The organism is Pseudooceanicola sp. LIPI14-2-Ac024 (assembly GCF_042188925.1).
GTDB lineage: Bacteria > Pseudomonadota > Alphaproteobacteria > Rhodobacterales > Rhodobacteraceae > Pseudooceanicola.
In genome coordinates this window covers 1,801,918-1,821,216 of sequence record NZ_CP170102.1, presented here as the reverse complement: position 1 = coordinate 1,821,216, position 19,299 = coordinate 1,801,918, and the positions used below count along the sequence as shown (strand labels likewise).

Here is a 19,299-nt window from a genome sequence, read left to right as displayed (position 1 = left end):
TGTGTCGTATGGCCGCTGTGGGCCGGTCGCGTCGGTGATCCGTTGCGCAGTGAGGGCTTGCAGGTTTCAGGTCGCCTTCCTGAAATCACCGTATTCACCGCGGACCTGCACGGTGAAAGAAACGTCGCCGCTGTCGCGGTTTCGCCAGACCCCGCTGTGGTCGTCGTCGTAGGAGGCGACGATCTCGCCCTCGTCTCCGGTGTGGCCGTGCATTGCCCAGGCAGGGTCTTCCTCCAGCCCGTGGCTGTGGCCGTGGTCCCTTATCATCTGGGCGTGCGGGCTCAGCACATCGAGGACGGCCGGGACATGCGAAGTCGCGGGTTGCACGGTCCAGATGAGCATCGACAGGCACAATGCCGCTACCATGCAGCATCTTGCCGCCTGGAGGGTTGCCTGTCCCAGCCTCATCTTTCTCCGTCCTGCCCGGGCGTCTGCGCGCCATCTTGAGTTATCCCCCCAGGGGGATAGGCATGCCCTATGTCACATCCGCATCGTCACGCAACCCACCCCCGCATGGTTGCCAGGCTGAAACGCGCCGAGGGGCACCTCCGCTCGGTCATCGCGATGATCGAAGATGGCAAGCCCTGCCTCGATATCGCCCAGCAGTTGCAGGCGGTCGAAAGCGCGATCCGCAACGCAAAGCAGACGCTGATCCACGATCACATGGACCATTGCCTCAATGCCGAAGGTGACCCCGCCGACCGCGACGATCTGAAGGCCATCTCCCGTTTCCTGTGAGGCCCCCCATGTTGAACGTTCTCGCCGACCGCACCTACCGCCATCTCTTCCTCGCCCAGATCGTCGCGCTCCTGGGCACCGGGCTTGCCACGGTCGCGCTCGGCCTGCTGGCCTATGACCTCGCCGGGGAGAATGCGGCAATGGTGCTGGGCACGGTCTTCACGATCAAGATGGCGGCCTATGTCGGGATCGCTCCGGTGGCCGGGGCCTTTGCCGACCGCGTGAACCGGCGAGCGCTTCTGGTGACGCTCGACCTTATCCGTGCCGCCTGCGCCCTCGCGCTGCCTTTCGTGACCGAGGTCTGGCAGGTCTACGTGCTGATCTTCCTGCTGCAATCGGCCTCGGCCGCCTTCACGCCGACCTTCCAGGCGACGATCCCGGACGTGCTGCCGGAGGAGGACCGCTACACCCGCGCCCTGTCGCTCTCGCGTCTGGCCTACGATCTCGAGAACATCGTCAGCCCGACGCTCGCTGCGCTGCTGCTGGCAGTGATGAGCTACAATTCCCTCTTCCTCGGCACGGTCGTGGGGTTCGTCGGCTCGGCGCTGCTCGTCGTCTCGGTGATGCTCCCCAGTCCGGCTGCGTCCGAGCCGCGTGGCATCTACGACCGCACGACGCGTGGCATCCGCATCTACCTCGCCACGCCCCGGCTGCGCGGGCTGCTGGCGCTGAACGTTGCGGTGGCGGCGGCCGGGGCGATGGTGCTGGTCAACTCGGTCGTGCTGGTGCGCGGGACGCTGGGCCTTGCGGACAGCGATCTGGCCTGGACGATGTTCGCTTTCGGGGCGGGCTCGATGACGGCGGCGCTGCTGCTGCCCCGGCTGCTCGACCGGGTGCCGGACCGACCGGCGATGCTGGCGGGGGCCGGGCTGATGGTCGGCACGCTCGTCTGCCTTGCAGCCTTCATCGGCTGGGTCGGCCTCGAATGGCCCATGCTCCTCGGCGCCTGGCTCCTGATCGGCTTCGGCTACTCGGCGGTGCTCACCCCCTCGGGGCGGCTCCTCCGACGCTCGGCCCATGCCGAGGACCGGCCCGCCGTCTTCGCCGCGCAGTTCGCCCTGTCGCACGCCTGCTGGCTGCTCAGCTACCCGCTGTCGGGCTGGCTGATGACGCGGTTCGGCGCGGTCCCGGCGCTCATCGTTCTGGCCACGGTCGGGGCCATCGGCATCGTCGCGGCCCTGTGCTTCTGGCCGGGCCAAGAGGCCACGGAGGTCGAGCACACCCACGACAACCTGCCGCCGGACCACCCGCACCTGCAGGGCCACAGGCGGCACAGTCACGCGCTGGTGATCGACGACCGACACCCGAAGTGGGCCACGCATTTCTGAGATTGCGACAAGTGCCGTTCGGCGCGACCGCCTACAACCATGCCAGCGTCACCCCCGCCACGGCGAGGTAGCGTCCGGCCTTGGCGATGGTGACGATGACGAGGAAGCTCGGCAACGGCTCCCGCATGACCCCGGTGACGACGGTCAGCGGATCGCCGATTATCGGCACCCAGCTCGCCAGCAGGCTCCAGCGACCGTAGCGGTGGTACTGGGCTTCTGCCTTCTCAAGCCGGGCCGGGGAGACAGGGAACCATCGCCGGCCCTGGAACCTCCGAAGGAACCGCCCGCAAACCCAGTTCACGACCGATCCCAGCACGTTGCCGAGGGTCGCCACCGAAAGCAGCAGCGGCACGGAAAGCGATGGGTCGGTCAGGAACCAGGCCAGCAAGGCCTCGGACTGGGCGGGCAAGAGCGTCGCAGCGGCGAAGGCGGCAAGGAACAGGCTGAGATAGGGGGGCATCCGTGGTTGGCCTGTCCCGGGGCTCAGGCAGCAGCGTAACTGGCGTAGACTTCTGCGGACCCGTCCCGATGGAGCAGGTAGACGTCGAAGGCCTCGCGCTCGGACTTCGGCCCCATTCCCGGCGATCCGTAGGGCATGCCCGGCACAGAGAACCCGAGAGCATCGGGGCGGTCGGCCAGCAAGCGGCGCAGGTCGGCTACCGGCACATGCCCCTCGATGACGTAACCTTCGACCGTGGCGGTGTGGCAGGACGCCATGGCGGGAGATATGCCCAGCTCAACCTTGTGCCGCGCGAGGGCTTCGGCGTTCAGATGGCGTTGTCGCACCGCAAAGCCGGATCGCTCGAGGATATCGATCCAGGCTTCGCAGCATCCGCAGTCAGGGTCACGGGCGACATCGACCGTCACGGAAGTCGCGGCCCCCAGCCGGAACGGCGCACCCACGGCAAAAGCGGTCGCGGAAAGCATGAAAGCCCGGCGCGGAATTGGCGTGTGCATGGGCGGGTCCTCGAAGTGTCGTCAGGTGGCGCGAACGCCGGGGCTCTTCCTATCAGTTGGCGCCTGGACTGCCACCGCCATCTGTTGGCTGTTGGTCCTGCCCTTTGATGTCCCCCGGCCTACGAAGATGTCCACCGGGTGAAAACCGCACGGTCGGGTTGATGGACTCCACACTTCCGGTTTCGACTCTTCCGGCGAGGCGCTTCGTTGACTTTCTCGTGAGTTGCCTCGCCGTTGCCCTTCGCACAATGTCGCGCTCATGGTGAAGCGATGCCTCCTCGCGATGCTGCTGGTCTGGACCGGCATCATGGTCGCGGCCGCCCCTGTGGCGGCCATGGCCATGTCCGACAGCGTATATTGCGCGAAGGTGATGGCCCCTCAGCCTGCGATGATGCAAGCGAATGGGCACATGGACCATTCGATGCATGGCGCGCCTGATGGGCAGATGCCGCGCGACACCGATCGGGGCAAGTCCGCTGTCGTCTGCTGCGACCATGCCTGCCTCTCCGACCTGGCGGTGGCACCGCGCTGGCAGATCAGTGCCGTGCGCGAGAGCCGTGTCATCGTCGCCTGGGCCGCCAGCGATCGTGCCGGCCTGACCGAACCGACCGGACCGAGGCGACCACCGAAAGGCTGATCGACATGCCGCCGGGTGCATGACGCGCCCCGCCTGCCGATCCCTTCCGGAGTACATCACATGAAAACCTTCATCGCGGCCGCCGTGCCGCTGGCGCTTGCGGGCTGTGCGCAGCCCGTGGCGCTGCCCGACGCGTCGTCGCTCGTGCGCTCCGCCGACCCGACGTTTGCCTATCCCGCGCCATCCGGCCCGACGGTGGCGCACACCCCCCGAACTATAGCGGAGCCCGAGGACTGGCGCCGTCTCAATGACGCGCAGGCGCCGGGAGGCTCGTCATGACCGTATCGCTGAAACTGGGCGCGCTGGCGCTGCCCGCGTTGCTGGCCGCCTGTGCCGACACAGGAGCGGTGCGCAGGGCGTCGGACCCCAATGCGGGGTTTTCCCTCGTCGCGCAATCCTCGCGGCAGGCGACGGGCTCGGGCGGTGTCTGGGCGCAGTCGGCGGCCGAGGTCGCGGCGAACGAGGCGCGCGCGCGTGCCCTCGTCCATCGCAGGACCATCGGCCCCGACACCGCCGTGCAGGTGGCGCTGATGAACAACCGCGGGCTGCAGGCGGCCTATGCCGATCTCGGGTTGTCGGCCACCGATCTATGGGAAACGGCGCTCGGGCCCGTGCCGAGGCTGGGCGTCACGATTTCGGGCATAGGCGAGGTCGGCCTCGCTCGGTCGCTCGAGGCGACGGTCACCGGCGCGATCCTCGAGGCTGCGACGCAGAAGTCCCGGCAGGCGATCGCCGAGACGCGGTTCCGGCAGGCGCAGTATGCCGCGCTCGGAGAGACGGTGGCGCTGGCGACCGAGACGCGGCTGGCGTGGATCGACGCGGTGTCGGCCTTCGAGCGGGCCGGGCTCGTCGGACGCGCGCAGGGGACCGCCGACGCGGCCTCGGAACTGGCGGCGGAACTGGGACGCACCGGGGCGATGAACCGGGCGGATCAGGCGCGGGAGCATGTCTTCACCGCCGAACTTGCCGCCGAGCGGGCCGATGCCCGGCTCGAGGCGCAGCTGGCGAAGGAGAAGCTGACCCGGCTCATGGGCCTCTGGGGTAGCGATATCGACTTCTACGTGCCGGACCGCCTGCCGGGTCTGCCGGGGCGTCGGCCCGGAGGTGTTGAGGTCGAGAAGCTCGCGCTTTCGCATCGCACCGACCTCGCCATCGGGCGGCTGGAGCTCGATGCCATCGCCGGCGAATACCGGCTGGCGGGGCAGACGCGGATGATCTCCGACCTCGCCATCGTTGCGGGGGCAGAGGCCGAACGCTCGGGTTCCCCGCGTGAGACCGAAGTCTCGCCAGTGCTCGAGGTCGACTTCGAGATCCGGGTCTACGACACGGGCAAGATCGCGTCGCGCCGGGGCGAACTGGCCTACATGCGCGCCGCCAACCAGCTCGCGCAGGATGCCGTCAACGCAAGGTCCGAGGCGCGCTCGGCCCATGCCGCCGTCACCGGCAAGTACAACGTCGCGCGGCACTGGCGGGACGAGGTCCTGCCACTGCGCCGCGCGATCGACGAGGAGGCGCTCAGGTCCTACAACGGCATGCTCGCCTCCACCTTCGAACTGATCACCGACGCCCGCGAAGGCCTCGATGCCGAGCTCAGCTATGCCGAGGCAAAGGCCGATTACTGGCGCGCCGAAGCGGACATGATCGCCGCCATCTGGGGTGGCTCCAGCGGAGGAACTGATTGATGAACCGCAGGCAACTTCTCACCGCGGGGGCCGGTGCGGTCCTCGCTTCGGCTGCCAACGCGCAGACCCGGTTCCGCGACCTTCCCGAGGCCGCAACCACCGACAGTCCGCTTACGCAGGTCCCGCCGATCCCGGGCACCGGGCCGGAGTACAACCCGGTCGTCACGCTCAACGGCTGGTCCCTCCCGTGGCGCATGAACGGCAACGTGAAGGAATTCCACCTTGTCGCCGAACCGGTCGAACGCATCATGGCCGATGGCATGATGGCGCGGCTCTGGGGCTACAACGGCCAATCCACCGGTCCGACCATCGAGGCGGTGGAGGGCGAGCGGGTGCGGATCTACGTCACCAATCGCCTGCCGGAGCACACCTCGGTCCACTGGCACGGGCTGATCCTGCCCTCGGGGATGGACGGGGTTGGCGGGCTCAGCCACCCGGCAATCCCGCCCGGCAAGACCTTCGTCTACGAGTTCGACCTGATCAAGTCGGGCACCTTCATGTACCACCCGCATGCCGACGAGATGGTGCAGATGGCCATGGGGATGATGGGCCTCTTCATCGTGCACCCTCGCGATCCGGCCTTCATGCCGGTGGACCGGGACTTCGCCTTCCTGCTGGCGGCCTACGACATCGACCCGGGCACCTACGTCCCCCGGGTGGCCGAGATGACCGACTTCAACATGTGGACCTGGAACAGCCGGATTTTCCCGGACATCGACCCGCTGGTCGTGTCCAAGGGGGACCGGGTACGGGTGCGCGTCGGCAACCTGACCATGACGAACCACCCGATCCACATGCACGGCTACGACTTCGAGGTCACCTGCACCGACGGCGGCTGGGTCCGCCCCGAGGCCCGCTGGCCCGAGGTCAGCATCGACATCCCCGTAGGCGCGATGCGGGCCTACGAGTTCGTGGCGGATCGCGAGGGCGACTGGGCGATCCACTGCCACAAGTCGCACCACACGATGAACGCCATGGGCCATGACCTGCCGACCTTCATCGGGGCGGACAAGCGCAAACTGACCCAGATGATCCGGCGCGAGACGCAGGGCTACATGCCGATGGGAACCGCGGGCATGGCGGACATGGGCGAGATGTCGATGGAACTGCCCGACAACACCGTGCCGATGATGACCGGCTGGGGGCCCTACGGTCCGCTCGAGATGGGCGGCATGTTCTCGGTCGTGAAGGTGCGCGAGGGGATCGCCGCCGGCGATTTCTCCGACCCCGGCTGGTACGAGAACCCGCCGGGTACGCAGGCCTGGGAATGGACCGGGGAGCTTCCCGACCATGCCAGCAACCACAGCCCCGAAACCATCCTCACCCCGCGCTCGCACCTCTCACGCGGCTGATTTCCCCCGGTGCCCGGTGCGCCGGGCGTACTACCCACGACCTGAAAGGAAAAAGACATGAAATCCCTGTTGGCCCTCGCCTTCGCCCTTGCCACGTCCGGTGCTGCCATGGCGCAGATGAACCATGGCGACATGCCGATGAGCCACGGCACGATCACGAAGATCGACAGCAAATGGAACAAGCTGACCATCGACCACGGCCCGCTCGAGAACCTCGACATGGAAGGCATGACGATGGTCTTCGAGGTCGCCGACCCGGCGATGATGGAGGGGCTCAGCGAAGGGCAGGAGATCAATTTCCTGGCCGATCGCGTGAAGGGCAAGCTCACGGTCACCGAGATCGAGACAGAGTGAGGAGGGGCGCCGCTTCGCTGGCGCCATTGCATGATCGGGCCCGTGCCGTGACATCGGCGCGGGCCCTTATTCTTTCGGAGGCTTGCGGCAGATCAAGGCGTTCCCGGATGCCGCAGTTCAGGATGGTCTCGGAAATCGCGAAAGGGAGGGCGTGATGAAACGTCTTTCGATACCTGCACTGCTGCTGCTGGCCGGCCCGGTCTACGCCGACCCCGACGACTACGGACACATGATGAACTGGGGCTATGGCTTCGGCATGATCTTCGGACCGATCCTCTGGATCATCGTCCTCGGACTGGTCGTGGCCGGAGTGATCTGGCTTGTGCGTGGCACGGGGCAAACCCCGGCCAAGGCGGGGTCGAGCGCGATGGCGGAACTCGACTTGCGCCTGGCGCGCGGCGAGATCGACGCGGAGGATTATGCCGCACGGAAGAAACTGCTGAATGGGTGAGGGGGCCACTCGGCCCCGGCACGATGATCGGCGCCGGGGCTGATGTCAGTCGTTCGCGTGCGTCCGCTGGCTTTGTGCATCCTGCACCCGCCCGGGCCAGGTCGAGCGGATGAAGCCGAGGATATCGAGCACCTGCTCCTCGCCCAGCACGTCTCCGAACGCGGGCATCCCGCTCTTGAAGCCGGTCACACCACGCGCCTCGAGCGCGGCCTGACCGCCCCTCAGGGTATATTCCAGCAGGAGCGGCGTGTCGTGGTGCCAGGTGTGCCCACTTGCATCGTGCGGCGGAGCGGGCAGCACGCCGTCCGGCCCGGGGCTGCGCCAGTCGGGCTGGCCCTCCAACTCTGCGCCATGGCAGGAGGCACAGTTCTCGGCATAGAGCACGGCACCGGCGTCGAGGTCGCGCCCCGTGAGCCGATGTTCGGCCTGTGCGGCGCCTGCCGCGGCAACGGCCAACAACGCGATCGTTCTCATTTCCGGTAGGCCGAGTGACAGGCACCGCAGGCCTGGCCGACCTGCTTCATCGCCGCGCCGAGGTCGGCCCTGGATTCGATCGTTCCGGCAAGCTCCCCGGTCACCCGCTGGAGGTCCCGGGCGCGGGCTGAGAACTTGTCGAACTCCTGCCAGATCACGGGCAACGCCTCGGACTTCGGGTCCGTCGCCTCGGGTCCGAAGAGGGTCGGGATGTACGAGGCTTCCTCAGCCATCTTGGCCAGCGCGGCATTGCTCGCAGCGGCATCGAAACCTGTCTCGCCCTTGGCCATTGCGCCGATGACCTTCAGCTGCTTGGCCAGTTCCGACATGCCCATCATGCGGTTCATGACATCGGGGTCCTTGACCCCGCCATGGGCAAATACGGCAGTGCCGGCCACGATGAGGGCCAGAGTGATCGCTTGCTTCTTCATCCTGTTGTCCTTGCTCGTTGAGATTCTTGAGATCTGCCGAGATTTCTTCGGCTTTGGTTTAGGCCCCGTGTCACTCGATACCGTTCGCGCGCTGAAGTTCTCGGACGTAGGCCACCACGTTCGACACATCGCCGCGCGTCAGGCCGGACTGCGGTAGCATATCGCCAAACTTCCAATGGTGCGCACGAACGCCGTTCTGGACGGCCATCTGAAAGGCCATGTCGCCATGATGCGAGGGTTCGTAGATCTTATGAACCAGCGGCGGTCCGGAGCCATTCCTGCCGGCGGCGTTTTCACCATGGCAAGCGGCACAGACGGCATTGAAGGCACGCTGGCCCATCGTGGCCTCGGGCGAGAGTGTTTCGGGCAGGGTGACCGCCACAATGGCATCGCCCTCCGGCGTGGCTTCCGGAGAGGAATGCTCCGCGGGCCGGGTGAGATAATAGGCGCCGGCTGCGAGCACGGCGGCCGCCGCGAGGGCGGGAATGATCTTGTTCATCGTCTTGATCCTGAAGGGCGCGGTTCGGGGACGCGCTGTCCGTCCTGCGGCTCATGTGGCCGCAGTCATCGTGTCGGATGTCGTCAGGATCGCGGAGGGGGGAGGTCCCGGGCAAGCGCGGCCGAACGCGGCGTGACGTGCCGTTCGGGTCGGTGTCCTTCGGACATCTCGGAGCCCGGGACGATGGTGCTCATCGCGACTGGGAGGCCGTAGGCAAAACATCCCGAACCATGGTGGCAGGTATGGCCCTCGACCTGGTCCACATCCGCACTGCCTGCCATGTCCGAACAATCCGGGCAGATGCCGGAGGCCGGCATGTCATGGGGCATTCCATGCGCCTCTGCCACCCCGGGTTGGAAAACCCAGGCGGAAAACACCAGCATCAGGATGGCAATGAAGTGCCGCACGAAACCTCCGGACTGCCCTGGGACTATGCCTTTGCCGCCTGCTTGCGGTCAACTGGAGTGCTCAGCCCGTCGAGGATCGCGCAATCCGGCGCATCGTCGCCGTGGCAGTCGTGGATCAGTGTTTCGAGTTGTTCCTCCAGCGCACGCAGCTGGCGGATCTTGGACCGAACCGCGCCCAGATTGCGGGTGGCGAGTAACTGCACGTCGCGGCTGGCCCGGTCCGGATCGGCGTTGAGGTCCAGCAGTTGCCTGCATTCCTCAAGCCCGAAGCCGAGGTGTCGGGCCTGTGCCAGCATCCGGAGCTGGGTGATCTGGCGCGTGCAGAAATCCCGGTAGCCATTGTCGGCGCGGTCGGCATCGACCAGCCCGATGTCCTCGTAATAGCGGATGGTCTTGACCGACAAACCTGTCTCTCGCGCGGCGCGTCCGATGTTCATGGCGGGGTCCTTTCGAAGGGTAGGCTACGGGTTCCAGCAGGTGGAGGGTCAAGCGTTTTTGCAGCATCGGCCCATGAAACCGAACCGACGTCGTCGCCGTTGTCCGGGTGAAGGAAACCGGAGGCTTGCCAATGTATTATGGAAGATTTGCTGCCATGGTCGCCACCTCGACAGTGGTCATGTTCGGCCTGATGTATCTCAACACCTACGCGCTCGATCACATCACCTTCTCCGAAACGCGGCTCTACATGGCTTTCCTGATGGGGGCCGTCATGGCAGTTATCATGCTGGGTTTCATGCTTTCGATGTATCGCAACCGAACGGTCAACATGGCGATTTTCGGGGGCGCGATCGTCGTCTTCGCGGTCTCGCTCTGGCTGGTCCGGTCGCAGGCGACGGTTGACGACGTGAGCTACATGCGCGCCATGATCCCGCACCATTCGATTGCCATCATGACCTCGGAGCGGGCGAATATCACCGATCCGCGTGTGCGGGAACTGGCGGACGGCATCATCGAGGCGCAGGTGAAGGAGATCGCCGAGATGAAGGCGCTGATCGCGGACCTCGAGTCGAAGGAGGCCGACTGAGCGGCCTCCTCCCGTGATCAGAGCTTCTGCGCGCGAAGCCGTAGCGCGTTGCCGATGACCGAGACCGAGGACAGGCTCATCGCGGCGGCCGCCACGATGGGCGAGAGCAGGATGCCGAAGAAGGGGTAGAGGATACCCGCCGCCAGCGGCACGCCGGCGGTGTTGTAGACGAAGGCGAAGAACAGGTTCTGGCGGATGTTGCGCATCGTGGCCTCGGCCAGCTTCCGCGCCCGGACGATGCCGGTCAGGTCTCCCTTCACCAGCGTGATGCCGGCGCTCTCCACCGCCACGTCCGCGCCGGTGCCCATGGCGATGCCGACATCTGCCTCGGCCAGGGCAGGGGCGTCGTTCACCCCGTCACCGGCCATCGCGACCGAGAGGCCCTCCTCCTTCAGCCTGCGGACGAGGGCACCCTTGTCCTCGGGGCTGACCCCGGCGTGTACCTCGTCGATCCCGAGGTTCCTTGCCACCGCCTGCGCCGTCGCCTCGGCGTCGCCGGTCGCCATGACGATCCGCAGGCCGAGGTCATGCAGCGCCCGGATCGCCTCGGGCGTCGTCTCCTTCACCCGGTCGGCCACGGCGATCAGCCCGGCGGGTTTGCCATCCACCGCGACGAACATCGCAGTCTTGCCCTCGGCCTGCAGGGCCTTCGCGCGATCGGAGAGCGGTCCTGCATCGACCCCAAGGTCAGCCATCAAAGCGGCATTGCCGAGCGCCACCTTCCGGCCATCGACCGTGCCGGTGACACCCTTGCCGGTGACCGAGTCGAAGTCGCTGTTGTGCCGCTCCGGCGCGCCCCTGTCCTCGGCCCCGGCGACGATCGCCTCGGCCAGCGGATGTTCGGAGCCGCGTTCCAGCGCCGCGGCGAGGGAGAGCATTTCGGCGGCCTCGAAGCCCTCTGCCGGCTCGGCGTCGGTCAGCGTCGGTTTGCCCTCGGTCAGCGTGCCGGTCTTGTCGACGATCAGCACGTCGACCTTGGCGAAGCGCTCCAGCGCCTCGGCATCGCGGATCAGCACACCGGCATGGGCACCTCTCCCGGTGGCCACCATGATCGACATCGGCGTGGCGAGTCCGAGCGCACAAGGGCAGGCGATGATCAGAACCGAGACCGCCGCGACGAAGGCATAGGAAAGCGCGGGCTCCGGCCCGAAGATCCACCATGCGGCGAAGGCCAGCAGCGCCACGCCCACGACGGCGGGGACGAAGTACTCCGCCACCCGGTCGGCCATCGCTTGGATCGGGGCGCGGGACCGCTGGGCCGAGGCCACCATCTGCACGATCCGGGCCAGCGTGGTGTCGTCGCCGACATTCCGCGCTTCCATCAGGAAGCTGCCGGTCTTGTTGAGCGTGCCGCCGGTGACCTCCTCGCCCGCGACCTTCTCGACCGGGACCGGCTCCCCGGTGATCATGCTCTCGTCGACCGAGGAATGGCCCTCGGTCACCACGCCGTCCACCGGCACGCTCTCGCCCGGCCGGACCCGCAGGATGTCGCCGGTCCGCAGCGCGTCGAGTTCGACATCCTCTTCCTTGCCGTCCTTCACGCGCCGCGCGGTCTTCGGCGCGAGGTCGAGCAGGGCCCGGATCGCGTCGCCGGTCCTCTCCCGAGCGGCGAGTTCCATGACCTGCCCGATCAGCACGAGGACGAGGATCACCGCCGTCGCCTCGAAATAGACCGGCGTCATGCCCATGCCGTCGACCATCTGCGCGGGCAGCAGCCCCGGCGCCAGCAGCGAGACGATGGAGAAGACATAGGCCGCCCCGGTGCCGAGCGCGATCAGCGTCCACATGTTGGGCGAGCGGTTCACGATCGACGCCCAGCCCCGCTTGAAGAACGGCCGGCAGATCCAGACCACCGGCGTCGCCAGCGCGAACTGCACCCAGCCGAAGGCGGAATGGCCGATCCAGTCGGCGAAGGGCAGGCCGAGGTGCGATCCCATCTCCAGCACGAAGATCGCCAGCGCCAGCGGCGCCGTGATCCAGAGGCGGCGCTTGAAATCGACGTATTCCGGGTTCGGCCCACTGTCGGCGGAGGGCATCATCGGTTCCAGCGCCATGCCGCAGATCGGGCAGTCGCCCGGTGCGTCGCGGATGATCTCGGGGTGCATCGGGCAGGTGTACTGCGTGCCCTTCGGCATCGCCGCCGGGGCCGGGTGATCGCCGAGGTAAGCCTCGGGGTCGGCCTCGAACTTCTGCTGGCAGCCCTCCGAGCAGAAGTAGAACCGCTGCCCCTCGTGCTTCGACATGTGGGCCGCGGTGGCCCGCTCGACGGTCATCCCGCAGACCGGGTCCCTGGCGGTGCGATACGCCTCCGGATCGGCCAGGAACTTCGCGCGGCAGCCCTCGGAGCAGAAGTGATAGGTGTGGCCATCGACCTCGGCCGAAGGCTTCCCGGCCCCGGGATCGACCGTCATGCCGCAGACGGGATCGCGGGTCACCGCGGTGGTGGCATAAGAATGATGGTGGGCATGGGCGTCGGCCATGGCGTGTCCTTTCGCTCGGAGAGCCTGATGGACAAGGCATGTAATCCCTCCAGTCACTGGAGGGTCAAGGGCTCTTTTCTCGGGCTCCTTCGGGAACCGGAACCCGGAGTCGCGCCCGTCCGTCCCGTATCATCCGTCCCTGCCGCGTCAGCTGCGCCATGGCCCTGTAGGTCGCCTCGGGCGTGGCGCCGATTTCGGCGGCGATGTCCTTCATGACCAGAGTTTCTGGCAGGTGCCCCTCCGCATCGGCCAGTTCGGCCAGCCGCAACAGCAGCCTGTCAGTCAGCGGGTTCACGGCGCGAAGTTCCACCCTGCGGCGCGCATCGCGCAGGCTGGACGCAAGATGGCGCATAAGCGCGAAGGCCAGTATGGGCGAGGTTTCGCAGGCTTCGAGAACCGCAGGCAGGGCAAAGCGGATCACGGTGGCATCTTCGCGGACCAAGGCATCGCAATGGTAGGCTTCGGCGAACAGCGAGGCCTCGGCCAAAGTCTCGCCCGGGCCGGCCGCGTGAACGCGCACGGCGCTGCCGGCTGAGGTCCAGCGCATCAGGTCGACACGCCCATCCCGCAATGCAAAGAGGGCTCGGGGACGGTCGCCCTGGCAGAAGAGCTGTGTTCCCGACGGTGCCGACATGGAACGGATGGCATCGGCGGGAAGTGCCCCGGTGAGGGTCGCAACGACATCGGACATGATCGTGATCATATTCCCTGTGCCGGATGAGCGGTAGCTCTGTGGCGTAAAGTCCCGGATCGGAGGAAAGGTATGAAACGGCGCGCTGCGCTTCTACTTGCGGCATCTCAGGCTTTTGCCGTTCCAGCGTTTGCCCAGATGACCCATGACCACGCGGCTCATCTGGGCGGCACCGAGGGTGCAATCCCGGAGCTGCCGGGGGACGACATCTTTGGTGCCATTGCCGAGATCGTCGCGATGCTGTCGTCCGATCCCGCCACGGACTGGTCGCGTGTCGATATCGGTGCCCTGCGTGAGCACCTTCTCGACATGGATGCCGTCGGCAGGGGGCCAGCCGCGGACGCGCGGGAGGTCGATGGCGGGGTGGAAATTCTTATCCCGACAGTTGGCCCCGCCGGGGATGCTGCGACGAGGATGGTTACGGCCCACGCACCGGTGCTGGCGACGGAAACCGGCTGGAGTTCCACGGTCCAAACGACTGACGATGGCAAGCTCGCGTGGCGTGTCACCGGACACTCACCGGATGACAGCACGAAGATCCGCGCCCTCGGCTTTTTCGGCCTGCTGGCCACAGGCGCACATCACCAGGCGCATCACCTCGCCATGGCGAAAGGTGTGCTGCACTGACGTGGACATATGAGGTGGCGTCCTCCGTCTTCGACGTGGAGCTTTCCGTGAAATCTCCATACCGGACGTTCATTAAGCTGGAGTTGAATGGCGGCAATGGGCCGGTCGCGCCTGATGGCCGCCCGTGATGAGCATTGTTGCGCCTGTCCCTTCTAAGGGAACATCACGACACCTCGCGCCCTGGGAAAAGAAAATCAAAAATCTACTTCGTCGTCGAAGATGTCGGCCAATGTATCCTTCAATAAAGTCCAGATCGAAGGAGCGCCTATCAATCGGAACACGCAGCACCCCCTGATCCCATATTCTCAATTTCACTAATTTGAGGTCAGGGGGCGACGCAGGTTTCTTTGTCCTGTTGAAGCCTTGCGATCCTTTCATGGATGAAATCTGCCTTCTGGCGGATGGGCTCGACGATGTACAGCGCGAGGCAGGTCTCGCTCAGCCTCCAGAAGAACGCGTGGCCAAATAACCGACAATGCGCCGCACCGAAGCCTCCGGGGCGGCACTCTTCCAAAGCCTGCAAACGGGGTTGTCCCTGCCGCTGCATATCTCTTTCGAATTCAAGAGAACCTACCAATGGTTTTTTTGACTTGACTGAAAGCACGCCACTGAAGCCAGCCGAAAGAGTCCTGCCGCACCAAAGACTCTCCCGCAATCGACGGGAAATGACGCCGATGAAATAGGCATCCCAAAACTGCATTCGTCACCGCATGAAGAGGGGATCATCATGCTAAATACCCAGACAGCCCGAACCGCTGAAATGCGTCTCAGCGCGTCCTGCGCTGTGGAACAGCACCTGCGCCGCCATGGCAAGAGCCTTTGTGACCTACTCGATGCACTCGACGATCCGAGAGGTCTCGATGCGCTCTGCGACCTGAAGAATGCCTTCGGACAGAAGGTCCTGGATGCTGATGCCGTTGAGGGGTCACTGCGGAACATCCATCGCGTCCTGGCCGATCAAGCGCCATCGCCGCTGGATCAGATTGGACATGCACTTGGGTTGCCCGCCTCCGAAATGAACCTCTGGCATGGAGCGCGCATCAGCGAGATCCTCGCGCGTTTTGGTCATGCCGACTAAGCCCGGCGGCCGCTGTGCGCTTCAGGCGGCGAAGGAGCGCCGTCAGAAACTCTATCCGCACGAGATTGGGATCGAGCAGGACATATGTGACATCACGTTGTGGCTAACGGAGGTCTATCACCTGTCTATCGTTCATGTCTGGGTAGATCGGCATTACACTCAGTCTGGCAAAGAACTGGCATGCGTCACCGTAATGACGTCTCCGAAAAGTCCGGAACGCCTTACCGATGCGGCGTGCAATGCGTTCTCAGCACTCGGCTACACCATGAACTACACGGGTGCAGACACGTACGGTCTCCAATTCTGCGAAGGTCGGCACACGCGACACGAAGCTATTCGTGCCTACGCCCGTATCGAAGCCGCTTTGAGCGGTCGAACATGCTAACGGGCTCGTTTGCCCAAGTGTCGTAAGGGATTCATCTCGTGAAGCCAGAGAAGTAGACGGTCTGCATGAGCAGGCCGACACCTCCGACCTACAAATCCAGGAACGGCCAGCCAATAAGAAAACGCTCAAGCGCCGCGGCTCTCTGACGATCTGGTTCGATCCGAGATGAGCTGGGATGCCGTGCCACCGGGCAGGCGCGGCCGCCAGCAGACCTACAGCGATGGCGCCCAGGACCAACGATTTGGGATGACCAAGCGTCATACCGTTCTCGCGCCGAATTCGATGAACACAAATTCTTGGAACAGACCGGCGAACGGATCACCCGAGATGACGCCGGTTGCCCCACCAACGCATATGGAGATGGCCAACATGACTGATACCAACTTCAATCCGTACCAGATTGTCGCGGACCTCCGCGGTCTGTACATCAAGACACCCCGCGATAGTCAGCTTCGCAGTCAGCTTGACCGGCTTCTGCAACGCAATTCGGCTGGACAGCCGACCCCGAGGCCCGTGATCTTCACGAAAACGGGGCATGATGAGGGCGATACCCGTGGTATCGTGCTCGTCGAGGGGGCCGGTGGCGGGAAGACGTCCCTGATTCACCACGTTCTGTCGACCCATCCTGCTTTGCAGGGCGACGATCCAGAGAGCCTGCTTTGGCTTGGGGTGCGTGTCCCAAGTCCTGCCACGACAAAGTCTCTGGGCCTCGAGATCCTGCGAGCGACTGGGTATGAAGAGGTATCCGGGTCTCGAAAGGAATGGGACATCTGGAAAATTCTGCGGCACCGTTTGCGAGAGCGGGGGACCGTCGTCCTGTGGATTGATGAGGCGCACGACCTGTTTCGGGCCGGCAAGCAGGTCGAGGACATTCTGAGGCTGCTGAAGTCCGTCATGCAGGGGCCCGGCGCAGTTATCATGATCCTGTCCGGGGTCGAAAGCCTTTGGAACATTGCGTCGCATGATGACCAGGTCAAGCGACGCTACGCCAAGGTCACGTTGCCCGCCGTTTCCGTTGCCAGTCACGGGGATATGTTCGTTCGCTTGATGGGCAAGTACTGCGAGAAGGCTGAGCTCGTGCCGCCGCCGCCCTCGGACTTGATCTCGCGACTGGTCTTCGCCAGCCGAGGCCGTTTTGGGCGCTGCATCGAGAACATCATTTCCGCAATCGAAACGGCTCTCCTGCGCGGCGACAAACAGCTGACGGCCGATCACTTCGCGGAAGATTGGGCGATCCAGGAGGGGGCCGTACCTGGCAAGAACGTCTTCCTTTCCCCGCGTTGGGCCGAGATCGAACTCGCCAAAGTCCACGTCGCAGCGTGAAATGAATAAGGCAGCAACCATGCTTATTCCTCACATGCCCCACCATCCGAGTGAATCCTCGATGGGCTTTGCAGCCCGGCTTGGGTCCCTGCACACCGGCGGTCGGACCCGCCCTTTCCTGAGCGATATTGGTGTCAAATTTGACGATCTCGCGCGTGGTCAATCAGACGCCGTTCGGAAACTCGCTGATATTGCAGATGTCTCCGCAGAAGCAATGATTGCGAATACTCCTCGTGGGATTGACCGGACCCATTATGACATTCGCGGGGAAATTGTTTCGGCAGAATTCCTGGCCTCACCGTATACAGTCTTCTGCCCGGTCTGTCTTGTGGCGGATGACCAGGCATCGGGCGGTCGTACGGGGCTTCGCCATTACCAGTGGATCTGGCAATTGAACGTGGTTCGGACGTGTCCCGAGCACGGGTTGCCGTTGATGCGGCGCAAGGCGGGTCGCATCGGCGACCGTTTCCACGAGCTGGCGATCGTGGTGCCCGAGACTGGGCCCAAGCTTTCGGAGCTGGCGGCGTCGCTCGAGCCGCGGGCCGTGTCGCCTCTGCAAGCCTATGCGCTCGACCGACTGGAGGGCAAACGAGGGCCCGCTTGGTTGGACAGCCAGGATATCGATCAAGCGGTGCGGGCCAGCGAAATGCTCGGTGCGCTCGCCCTGTTCGGGCCGAAGGCCAACCTCGACAAGTTTACCGCGTGCGACTGGGATCGCGCAGGAGCCGCAGGGTACGCCATCACCGCCCAGGGTGAGGACGGTATCCGCCGTGCGCTCACCGATCTCCAGTCGGTGGCAGAACGAAAGGGCGACAAGCTGGGTCCGCAGGCAATTTTCGGTCGGCTGTACCAATGGTTGTCGCGTTCGCGCTCAAAGAAGGACCCCGGGGACATCAAGCGCATCCTGCGCGACCACATCGTTGCGACCATGGAGTTGTCTGGTGGCACTTCGATCCTCGGTGAGGTCCTGCCCGAACGACGCCTGCACACTTGCGCCACGCTTGCCAGCGAGATGCAGCTGGATGCGCGCGCTCTTTGGAATGTCCTGGTGGCCAAGGGGCTCATTCCCGCGGATGCAAAGCCGTGGGTGAGCAATGTCTTCGACGCTGCCCGTGGTCGAGAAGTCGCGCTATCGGTTCGACGCCTCGTTACGCTTAATGCGCTGCCGGAACAACTTGGCTGTACTCGTCCGCTTGCGGAAGATCTCGTTCGGGACCGGATCCTGGCGCAGATCGCACCCGATGCGGTCGATGCTCCGGGACGCCTCAAGAAGTCTGTCGATGAAAGGGATGTTGACGCGCTTCTCGCGCGTGTCGAGGCCGCGGCAGTCCCGGTTGAAGCAGTGCCTGCCGATATGGTCGATCTGGCCATCGGTGCCATGAAATCGCGAGTCCCGGCTTGCGAGATCGTTCATCTCATCCTCGCCGGCAAGCTGTCCAAAGTAGTCCGTGTTGCCGGGACGCCTGGCTTCGCGGCCATCCATGTTGACGCTGCCGAGACCAAGGCGGTTGCAGCAGAGACCTTGGTCGGCCTTTCGCCGGCCAAGGCTTTTGGAGCAGTGCCTCTTCCGGACTCGTCGGGTTGGGAGTTGATCCGCCGCGGGTATATCTCGGTGGATGAAGTCCGGGGGGATGGTGATCACGTGATCCAACGAATTCGGCCGGAAGCCATCGAGGCCTTTCTCGCCGAGTTCACGACCGAAACGATCATCGGGAAAGCTTTGGGGATGGGCGGAGAGGAACTGAAAGCCGAGATGAAAAGGGCGCGTGCGAAGGTCCACCTCCGGAAGAGGGACATCGGAATTCGCATATTCCGCCGCAGCGAACTGCCTGAACGCTTCCAAGTGTAGAACCCGACAAGACAACCTGCTATTCATGATCGGCCGCCCTCGGGTGGCCGATTTTTTTGTTGCCCGCGAAAGAAATTCCCGTAGCCAAAGTTAAGTTGTAGAATGGCCGTTTTTGCCGCCGATTTCGATTGCCGCGTCAGTAAAATCAATGGCTTACGATTTCGCGATGGCCGAAGTTAAGTTGTTTTCATAATTAGCAAGCAAAAAGTGGCCATTTGAGTGATCAAATGGCCATTTATACCAGCAATTCTCGGCCATGAGGTGCTCTGGCGGTCTTAACTGCTCTGACTACCGACCGTCGGTTCTCGATGGAAAGCAGTTCGGCAAGGACCTTCAGAGGCGTACGTATACATGCAACCGAGAGTTCTCGGAACAGGCCAAGCGGCGACCGGCGCGAAGCACAAGGCCGCGGTGAAGCACGATACCTCCGGCCAACCTCATGTACCTCCGTCCCGTCTGCGAACGGTGCGGTCGCTCTCAATCCCGCGTTGGCCTCGCATGGCATCCTCTCCGCCGAGGACACGTTGTGAGG

Annotated in this window: 23 protein-coding genes and 1 pseudogene; 14 read left to right on the top strand and 10 right to left on the bottom strand. The window is 64.7% G+C overall.

Annotated elements, in window-relative coordinates; all coding sequences use genetic code 11:
• Nucleotides 1-66: 66 nt before the first annotated feature.
• Nucleotides 67-342 (bottom strand): hypothetical protein, encoded by a 276-nt coding sequence (locus tag ACE2AC_RS08920; RefSeq protein ID WP_375691742.1) that lies wholly within the window; start codon nucleotides 340-342, stop codon nucleotides 67-69.
• A 135-nt stretch (nucleotides 343-477) separates the two neighbouring features.
• On the opposite strand from ACE2AC_RS08920, the gene ACE2AC_RS08915 reads away from it, so the two are divergent.
• A complete protein-coding gene (locus ACE2AC_RS08915; RefSeq protein ID WP_375691741.1) occupies nucleotides 478-738 on the top strand; it encodes a metal-sensing transcriptional repressor in 261 nt (86 codons plus the stop codon).
• An 8-nt stretch (nucleotides 739-746) separates the two neighbouring features.
• On the top strand, nucleotides 747-2,066 hold the full coding sequence (locus ACE2AC_RS08910) for an MFS transporter (RefSeq protein ID WP_375691740.1): 1,320 nt from the start codon (nucleotides 747-749) through the stop codon (nucleotides 2,064-2,066).
• A 31-nt stretch (nucleotides 2,067-2,097) separates the two neighbouring features.
• Here the strand turns inward: ACE2AC_RS08910 and ACE2AC_RS08905 are convergent, their stop codons facing one another.
• Together ACE2AC_RS08905 and ACE2AC_RS08900 are read right to left on the bottom strand one after the other, a co-directional pair.
• The gene (locus ACE2AC_RS08905; protein WP_375691739.1) at nucleotides 2,098-2,526 is read right to left on the bottom strand and encodes a YqaA family protein; all 429 of its coding nucleotides are present in this window, start codon (nucleotides 2,524-2,526) and stop codon (nucleotides 2,098-2,100) included.
• A gap of 23 nt (nucleotides 2,527-2,549) precedes the next feature.
• The gene (locus ACE2AC_RS08900; protein WP_375691738.1) at nucleotides 2,550-2,993 is read right to left on the bottom strand and encodes a DUF411 domain-containing protein; all 444 of its coding nucleotides are present in this window, start codon (nucleotides 2,991-2,993) and stop codon (nucleotides 2,550-2,552) included.
• Between the two features lie 313 nt (nucleotides 2,994-3,306).
• Here ACE2AC_RS08900 and ACE2AC_RS08895 point away from each other — a divergent pair, with 313 nt between their 5' ends.
• The 6 genes from ACE2AC_RS08895 to ACE2AC_RS08870 all read left to right on the top strand — a co-directional run bounded on the left by ACE2AC_RS08895 (nucleotide 3,307) and on the right by ACE2AC_RS08870 (nucleotide 7,499).
• Complete coding sequence (locus tag ACE2AC_RS08895; protein WP_375691737.1) at nucleotides 3,307-3,660, top strand: hypothetical protein; 354 nt, start codon at nucleotides 3,307-3,309, stop codon at nucleotides 3,658-3,660.
• Nucleotides 3,661-3,720: 60 nt separating this feature from the next.
• Nucleotides 3,721-3,939, top strand: a complete 219-nt coding sequence (locus ACE2AC_RS08890; RefSeq protein ID WP_375691736.1) for a hypothetical protein — start codon at nucleotides 3,721-3,723, stop codon at nucleotides 3,937-3,939.
• Nucleotides 3,936-5,342 carry a TolC family protein gene (locus ACE2AC_RS08885; RefSeq protein WP_375691735.1) on the top strand — a complete coding sequence of 469 codons (1,407 nt, stop codon included), beginning with the start codon at nucleotides 3,936-3,938 and terminating at the stop codon, nucleotides 5,340-5,342. Before ACE2AC_RS08890 ends, ACE2AC_RS08885 begins: the two co-directional genes overlap by 4 nt.
• Complete coding sequence (locus tag ACE2AC_RS08880; protein ID WP_375691734.1) at nucleotides 5,342-6,694, top strand: multicopper oxidase family protein; 1,353 nt, start codon at nucleotides 5,342-5,344, stop codon at nucleotides 6,692-6,694. Before ACE2AC_RS08885 ends, ACE2AC_RS08880 begins: the two co-directional genes overlap by 1 nt.
• 57 nt (nucleotides 6,695-6,751) lie before the next feature.
• A complete protein-coding gene (locus tag ACE2AC_RS08875) occupies nucleotides 6,752-7,048 on the top strand; it encodes a copper-binding protein (RefSeq protein ID WP_375691733.1) in 297 nt (98 codons plus the stop codon).
• A gap of 154 nt (nucleotides 7,049-7,202) precedes the next feature.
• A complete protein-coding gene (locus ACE2AC_RS08870; protein WP_375691732.1) occupies nucleotides 7,203-7,499 on the top strand; it encodes an SHOCT domain-containing protein in 297 nt (98 codons plus the stop codon).
• Nucleotides 7,500-7,544: 45 nt separating this feature from the next.
• On the opposite strand, the gene ACE2AC_RS08865 is transcribed toward ACE2AC_RS08870, so the two are convergent.
• The 4 genes from ACE2AC_RS08865 to ACE2AC_RS08850 all read right to left on the bottom strand — a co-directional run bounded on the left by ACE2AC_RS08865 (nucleotide 7,545) and on the right by ACE2AC_RS08850 (nucleotide 9,747).
• Complete coding sequence (locus ACE2AC_RS08865; protein ID WP_375691731.1) at nucleotides 7,545-7,973, bottom strand: c-type cytochrome; 429 nt, start codon at nucleotides 7,971-7,973, stop codon at nucleotides 7,545-7,547.
• On the bottom strand, nucleotides 7,970-8,404 hold the full coding sequence (locus ACE2AC_RS08860; protein WP_375691730.1) for a c-type cytochrome: 435 nt from the start codon (nucleotides 8,402-8,404) through the stop codon (nucleotides 7,970-7,972). The genes ACE2AC_RS08865 and ACE2AC_RS08860 overlap by 4 nt, the downstream gene beginning before the upstream one ends.
• Nucleotides 8,405-8,474: 70 nt before the next feature.
• Nucleotides 8,475-8,903, bottom strand: a complete 429-nt coding sequence (locus ACE2AC_RS08855) for a c-type cytochrome (protein WP_375691729.1) — start codon at nucleotides 8,901-8,903, stop codon at nucleotides 8,475-8,477.
• Between the two features lie 430 nt (nucleotides 8,904-9,333).
• Nucleotides 9,334-9,747 carry a MerR family DNA-binding protein gene (locus ACE2AC_RS08850; RefSeq protein WP_375691728.1) on the bottom strand — a complete coding sequence of 138 codons (414 nt, stop codon included), beginning with the start codon at nucleotides 9,745-9,747 and terminating at the stop codon, nucleotides 9,334-9,336.
• A 131-nt stretch (nucleotides 9,748-9,878) separates the two neighbouring features.
• Between ACE2AC_RS08850 and ACE2AC_RS08845 the strand changes: the two genes are divergently transcribed.
• Nucleotides 9,879-10,334: a DUF305 domain-containing protein gene (locus ACE2AC_RS08845; RefSeq protein WP_375691727.1), complete on the top strand. Its 456-nt coding sequence runs from the start codon at nucleotides 9,879-9,881 to the stop codon at nucleotides 10,332-10,334.
• A 17-nt stretch (nucleotides 10,335-10,351) separates the two neighbouring features.
• Here the strand turns inward: ACE2AC_RS08845 and ACE2AC_RS08840 are convergent, their stop codons facing one another.
• Nucleotides 10,352-12,814 carry a heavy metal translocating P-type ATPase gene (locus ACE2AC_RS08840; protein WP_375691726.1) on the bottom strand — a complete coding sequence of 821 codons (2,463 nt, stop codon included), beginning with the start codon at nucleotides 12,812-12,814 and terminating at the stop codon, nucleotides 10,352-10,354.
• Between the two features lie 64 nt (nucleotides 12,815-12,878).
• Nucleotides 12,879-13,517, bottom strand: a complete 639-nt coding sequence (locus ACE2AC_RS08835) for a Crp/Fnr family transcriptional regulator (protein ID WP_375691725.1) — start codon at nucleotides 13,515-13,517, stop codon at nucleotides 12,879-12,881.
• Between the two features lie 126 nt (nucleotides 13,518-13,643).
• Between ACE2AC_RS08835 and ACE2AC_RS08830 the strand changes: the two genes are divergently transcribed.
• On the top strand, nucleotides 13,644-14,132 hold the full coding sequence (locus tag ACE2AC_RS08830) for a hypothetical protein (RefSeq protein ID WP_375691724.1): 489 nt from the start codon (nucleotides 13,644-13,646) through the stop codon (nucleotides 14,130-14,132).
• Between the two features lie 325 nt (nucleotides 14,133-14,457).
• Here ACE2AC_RS08830 and ACE2AC_RS08825 read toward each other — a convergent pair whose 3' ends face one another.
• Entirely contained in the window at nucleotides 14,458-14,832 is a 375-nt protein-coding gene (locus ACE2AC_RS08825; RefSeq protein WP_375691723.1) for a hypothetical protein, read from the bottom strand.
• 27 nt (nucleotides 14,833-14,859) lie between these two features.
• Here ACE2AC_RS08825 and ACE2AC_RS08820 point away from each other — a divergent pair, with 27 nt between their 5' ends.
• The 4 genes and pseudogenes from ACE2AC_RS08820 to ACE2AC_RS08805 all read left to right on the top strand — a co-directional run bounded on the left by ACE2AC_RS08820 (nucleotide 14,860) and on the right by ACE2AC_RS08805 (nucleotide 18,767).
• Nucleotides 14,860-15,210, top strand: coding sequence for a hypothetical protein (locus ACE2AC_RS08820; RefSeq protein WP_375691722.1), 351 nt, complete (start codon nucleotides 14,860-14,862; stop codon nucleotides 15,208-15,210).
• Nucleotides 15,211-15,660: 450 nt separating this feature from the next.
• Nucleotides 15,661-15,859 (top strand): annotated as a pseudogene (locus ACE2AC_RS08815) (transposase); the annotation flags it as partial.
• A complete protein-coding gene (locus ACE2AC_RS08810; protein ID WP_375692083.1) occupies nucleotides 15,842-16,918 on the top strand; it encodes an ATP-binding protein in 1,077 nt (358 codons plus the stop codon). The pseudogene ACE2AC_RS08815 and the gene ACE2AC_RS08810, both read left to right, overlap by 18 nt.
• 34 nt (nucleotides 16,919-16,952) lie before the next feature.
• On the top strand, nucleotides 16,953-18,767 hold the full coding sequence (locus ACE2AC_RS08805) for a TniQ family protein (RefSeq protein WP_375691721.1): 1,815 nt from the start codon (nucleotides 16,953-16,955) through the stop codon (nucleotides 18,765-18,767).
• Nucleotides 18,768-19,299: the final 532 nt, after the last annotated feature.

What these genes read in the sequence shown, in the direction of transcription:
- ACE2AC_RS08825 (WP_375691723.1), bottom strand. Translation starts at nt 14,832, where the DNA reads ATGCAGTTTTGGGATGCCTATTTCATCGGCGTCATTTCCCGTCGATTG.
- ACE2AC_RS08910 (WP_375691740.1), top strand. Translation starts at nt 747, where the DNA reads ATGTTGAACGTTCTCGCCGACCGCACCTACCGCCATCTCTTCCTCGCC.
- ACE2AC_RS08915 (WP_375691741.1), top strand. Translation starts at nt 478, where the DNA reads ATGTCACATCCGCATCGTCACGCAACCCACCCCCGCATGGTTGCCAGG.
- ACE2AC_RS08820 (WP_375691722.1), top strand. Translation starts at nt 14,860, where the DNA reads ATGCTAAATACCCAGACAGCCCGAACCGCTGAAATGCGTCTCAGCGCG.
- ACE2AC_RS08830 (WP_375691724.1), top strand. Translation starts at nt 13,644, where the DNA reads ATGACCCATGACCACGCGGCTCATCTGGGCGGCACCGAGGGTGCAATC.
- ACE2AC_RS08840 (WP_375691726.1), bottom strand. Translation starts at nt 12,814, where the DNA reads ATGGCCGACGCCCATGCCCACCATCATTCTTATGCCACCACCGCGGTG.
- ACE2AC_RS08875 (WP_375691733.1), top strand. Translation starts at nt 6,752, where the DNA reads ATGAAATCCCTGTTGGCCCTCGCCTTCGCCCTTGCCACGTCCGGTGCT.
- ACE2AC_RS08835 (WP_375691725.1), bottom strand. Translation starts at nt 13,517, where the DNA reads ATGATCACGATCATGTCCGATGTCGTTGCGACCCTCACCGGGGCACTT.
- ACE2AC_RS08920 (WP_375691742.1), bottom strand. Translation starts at nt 342, where the DNA reads ATGCTCATCTGGACCGTGCAACCCGCGACTTCGCATGTCCCGGCCGTC.
- ACE2AC_RS08880 (WP_375691734.1), top strand. Translation starts at nt 5,342, where the DNA reads ATGAACCGCAGGCAACTTCTCACCGCGGGGGCCGGTGCGGTCCTCGCT.
- ACE2AC_RS08895 (WP_375691737.1), top strand. Translation starts at nt 3,307, where the DNA reads ATGCTGCTGGTCTGGACCGGCATCATGGTCGCGGCCGCCCCTGTGGCG.
- ACE2AC_RS08810 (WP_375692083.1), top strand. Translation starts at nt 15,842, where the DNA reads ATGACCAAGCGTCATACCGTTCTCGCGCCGAATTCGATGAACACAAAT.
- ACE2AC_RS08885 (WP_375691735.1), top strand. Translation starts at nt 3,936, where the DNA reads ATGACCGTATCGCTGAAACTGGGCGCGCTGGCGCTGCCCGCGTTGCTG.
- ACE2AC_RS08870 (WP_375691732.1), top strand. Translation starts at nt 7,203, where the DNA reads ATGAAACGTCTTTCGATACCTGCACTGCTGCTGCTGGCCGGCCCGGTC.
- ACE2AC_RS08865 (WP_375691731.1), bottom strand. Translation starts at nt 7,973, where the DNA reads ATGAGAACGATCGCGTTGTTGGCCGTTGCCGCGGCAGGCGCCGCACAG.
- ACE2AC_RS08845 (WP_375691727.1), top strand. Translation starts at nt 9,879, where the DNA reads ATGTATTATGGAAGATTTGCTGCCATGGTCGCCACCTCGACAGTGGTC.
- ACE2AC_RS08855 (WP_375691729.1), bottom strand. Translation starts at nt 8,903, where the DNA reads ATGAACAAGATCATTCCCGCCCTCGCGGCGGCCGCCGTGCTCGCAGCC.
- ACE2AC_RS08905 (WP_375691739.1), bottom strand. Translation starts at nt 2,526, where the DNA reads ATGCCCCCCTATCTCAGCCTGTTCCTTGCCGCCTTCGCCGCTGCGACG.
- ACE2AC_RS08860 (WP_375691730.1), bottom strand. Translation starts at nt 8,404, where the DNA reads ATGAAGAAGCAAGCGATCACTCTGGCCCTCATCGTGGCCGGCACTGCC.
- ACE2AC_RS08890 (WP_375691736.1), top strand. Translation starts at nt 3,721, where the DNA reads ATGAAAACCTTCATCGCGGCCGCCGTGCCGCTGGCGCTTGCGGGCTGT.
- ACE2AC_RS08805 (WP_375691721.1), top strand. Translation starts at nt 16,953, where the DNA reads ATGCCCCACCATCCGAGTGAATCCTCGATGGGCTTTGCAGCCCGGCTT.
- ACE2AC_RS08900 (WP_375691738.1), bottom strand. Translation starts at nt 2,993, where the DNA reads ATGCTTTCCGCGACCGCTTTTGCCGTGGGTGCGCCGTTCCGGCTGGGG.
- ACE2AC_RS08850 (WP_375691728.1), bottom strand. Translation starts at nt 9,747, where the DNA reads ATGAACATCGGACGCGCCGCGCGAGAGACAGGTTTGTCGGTCAAGACC.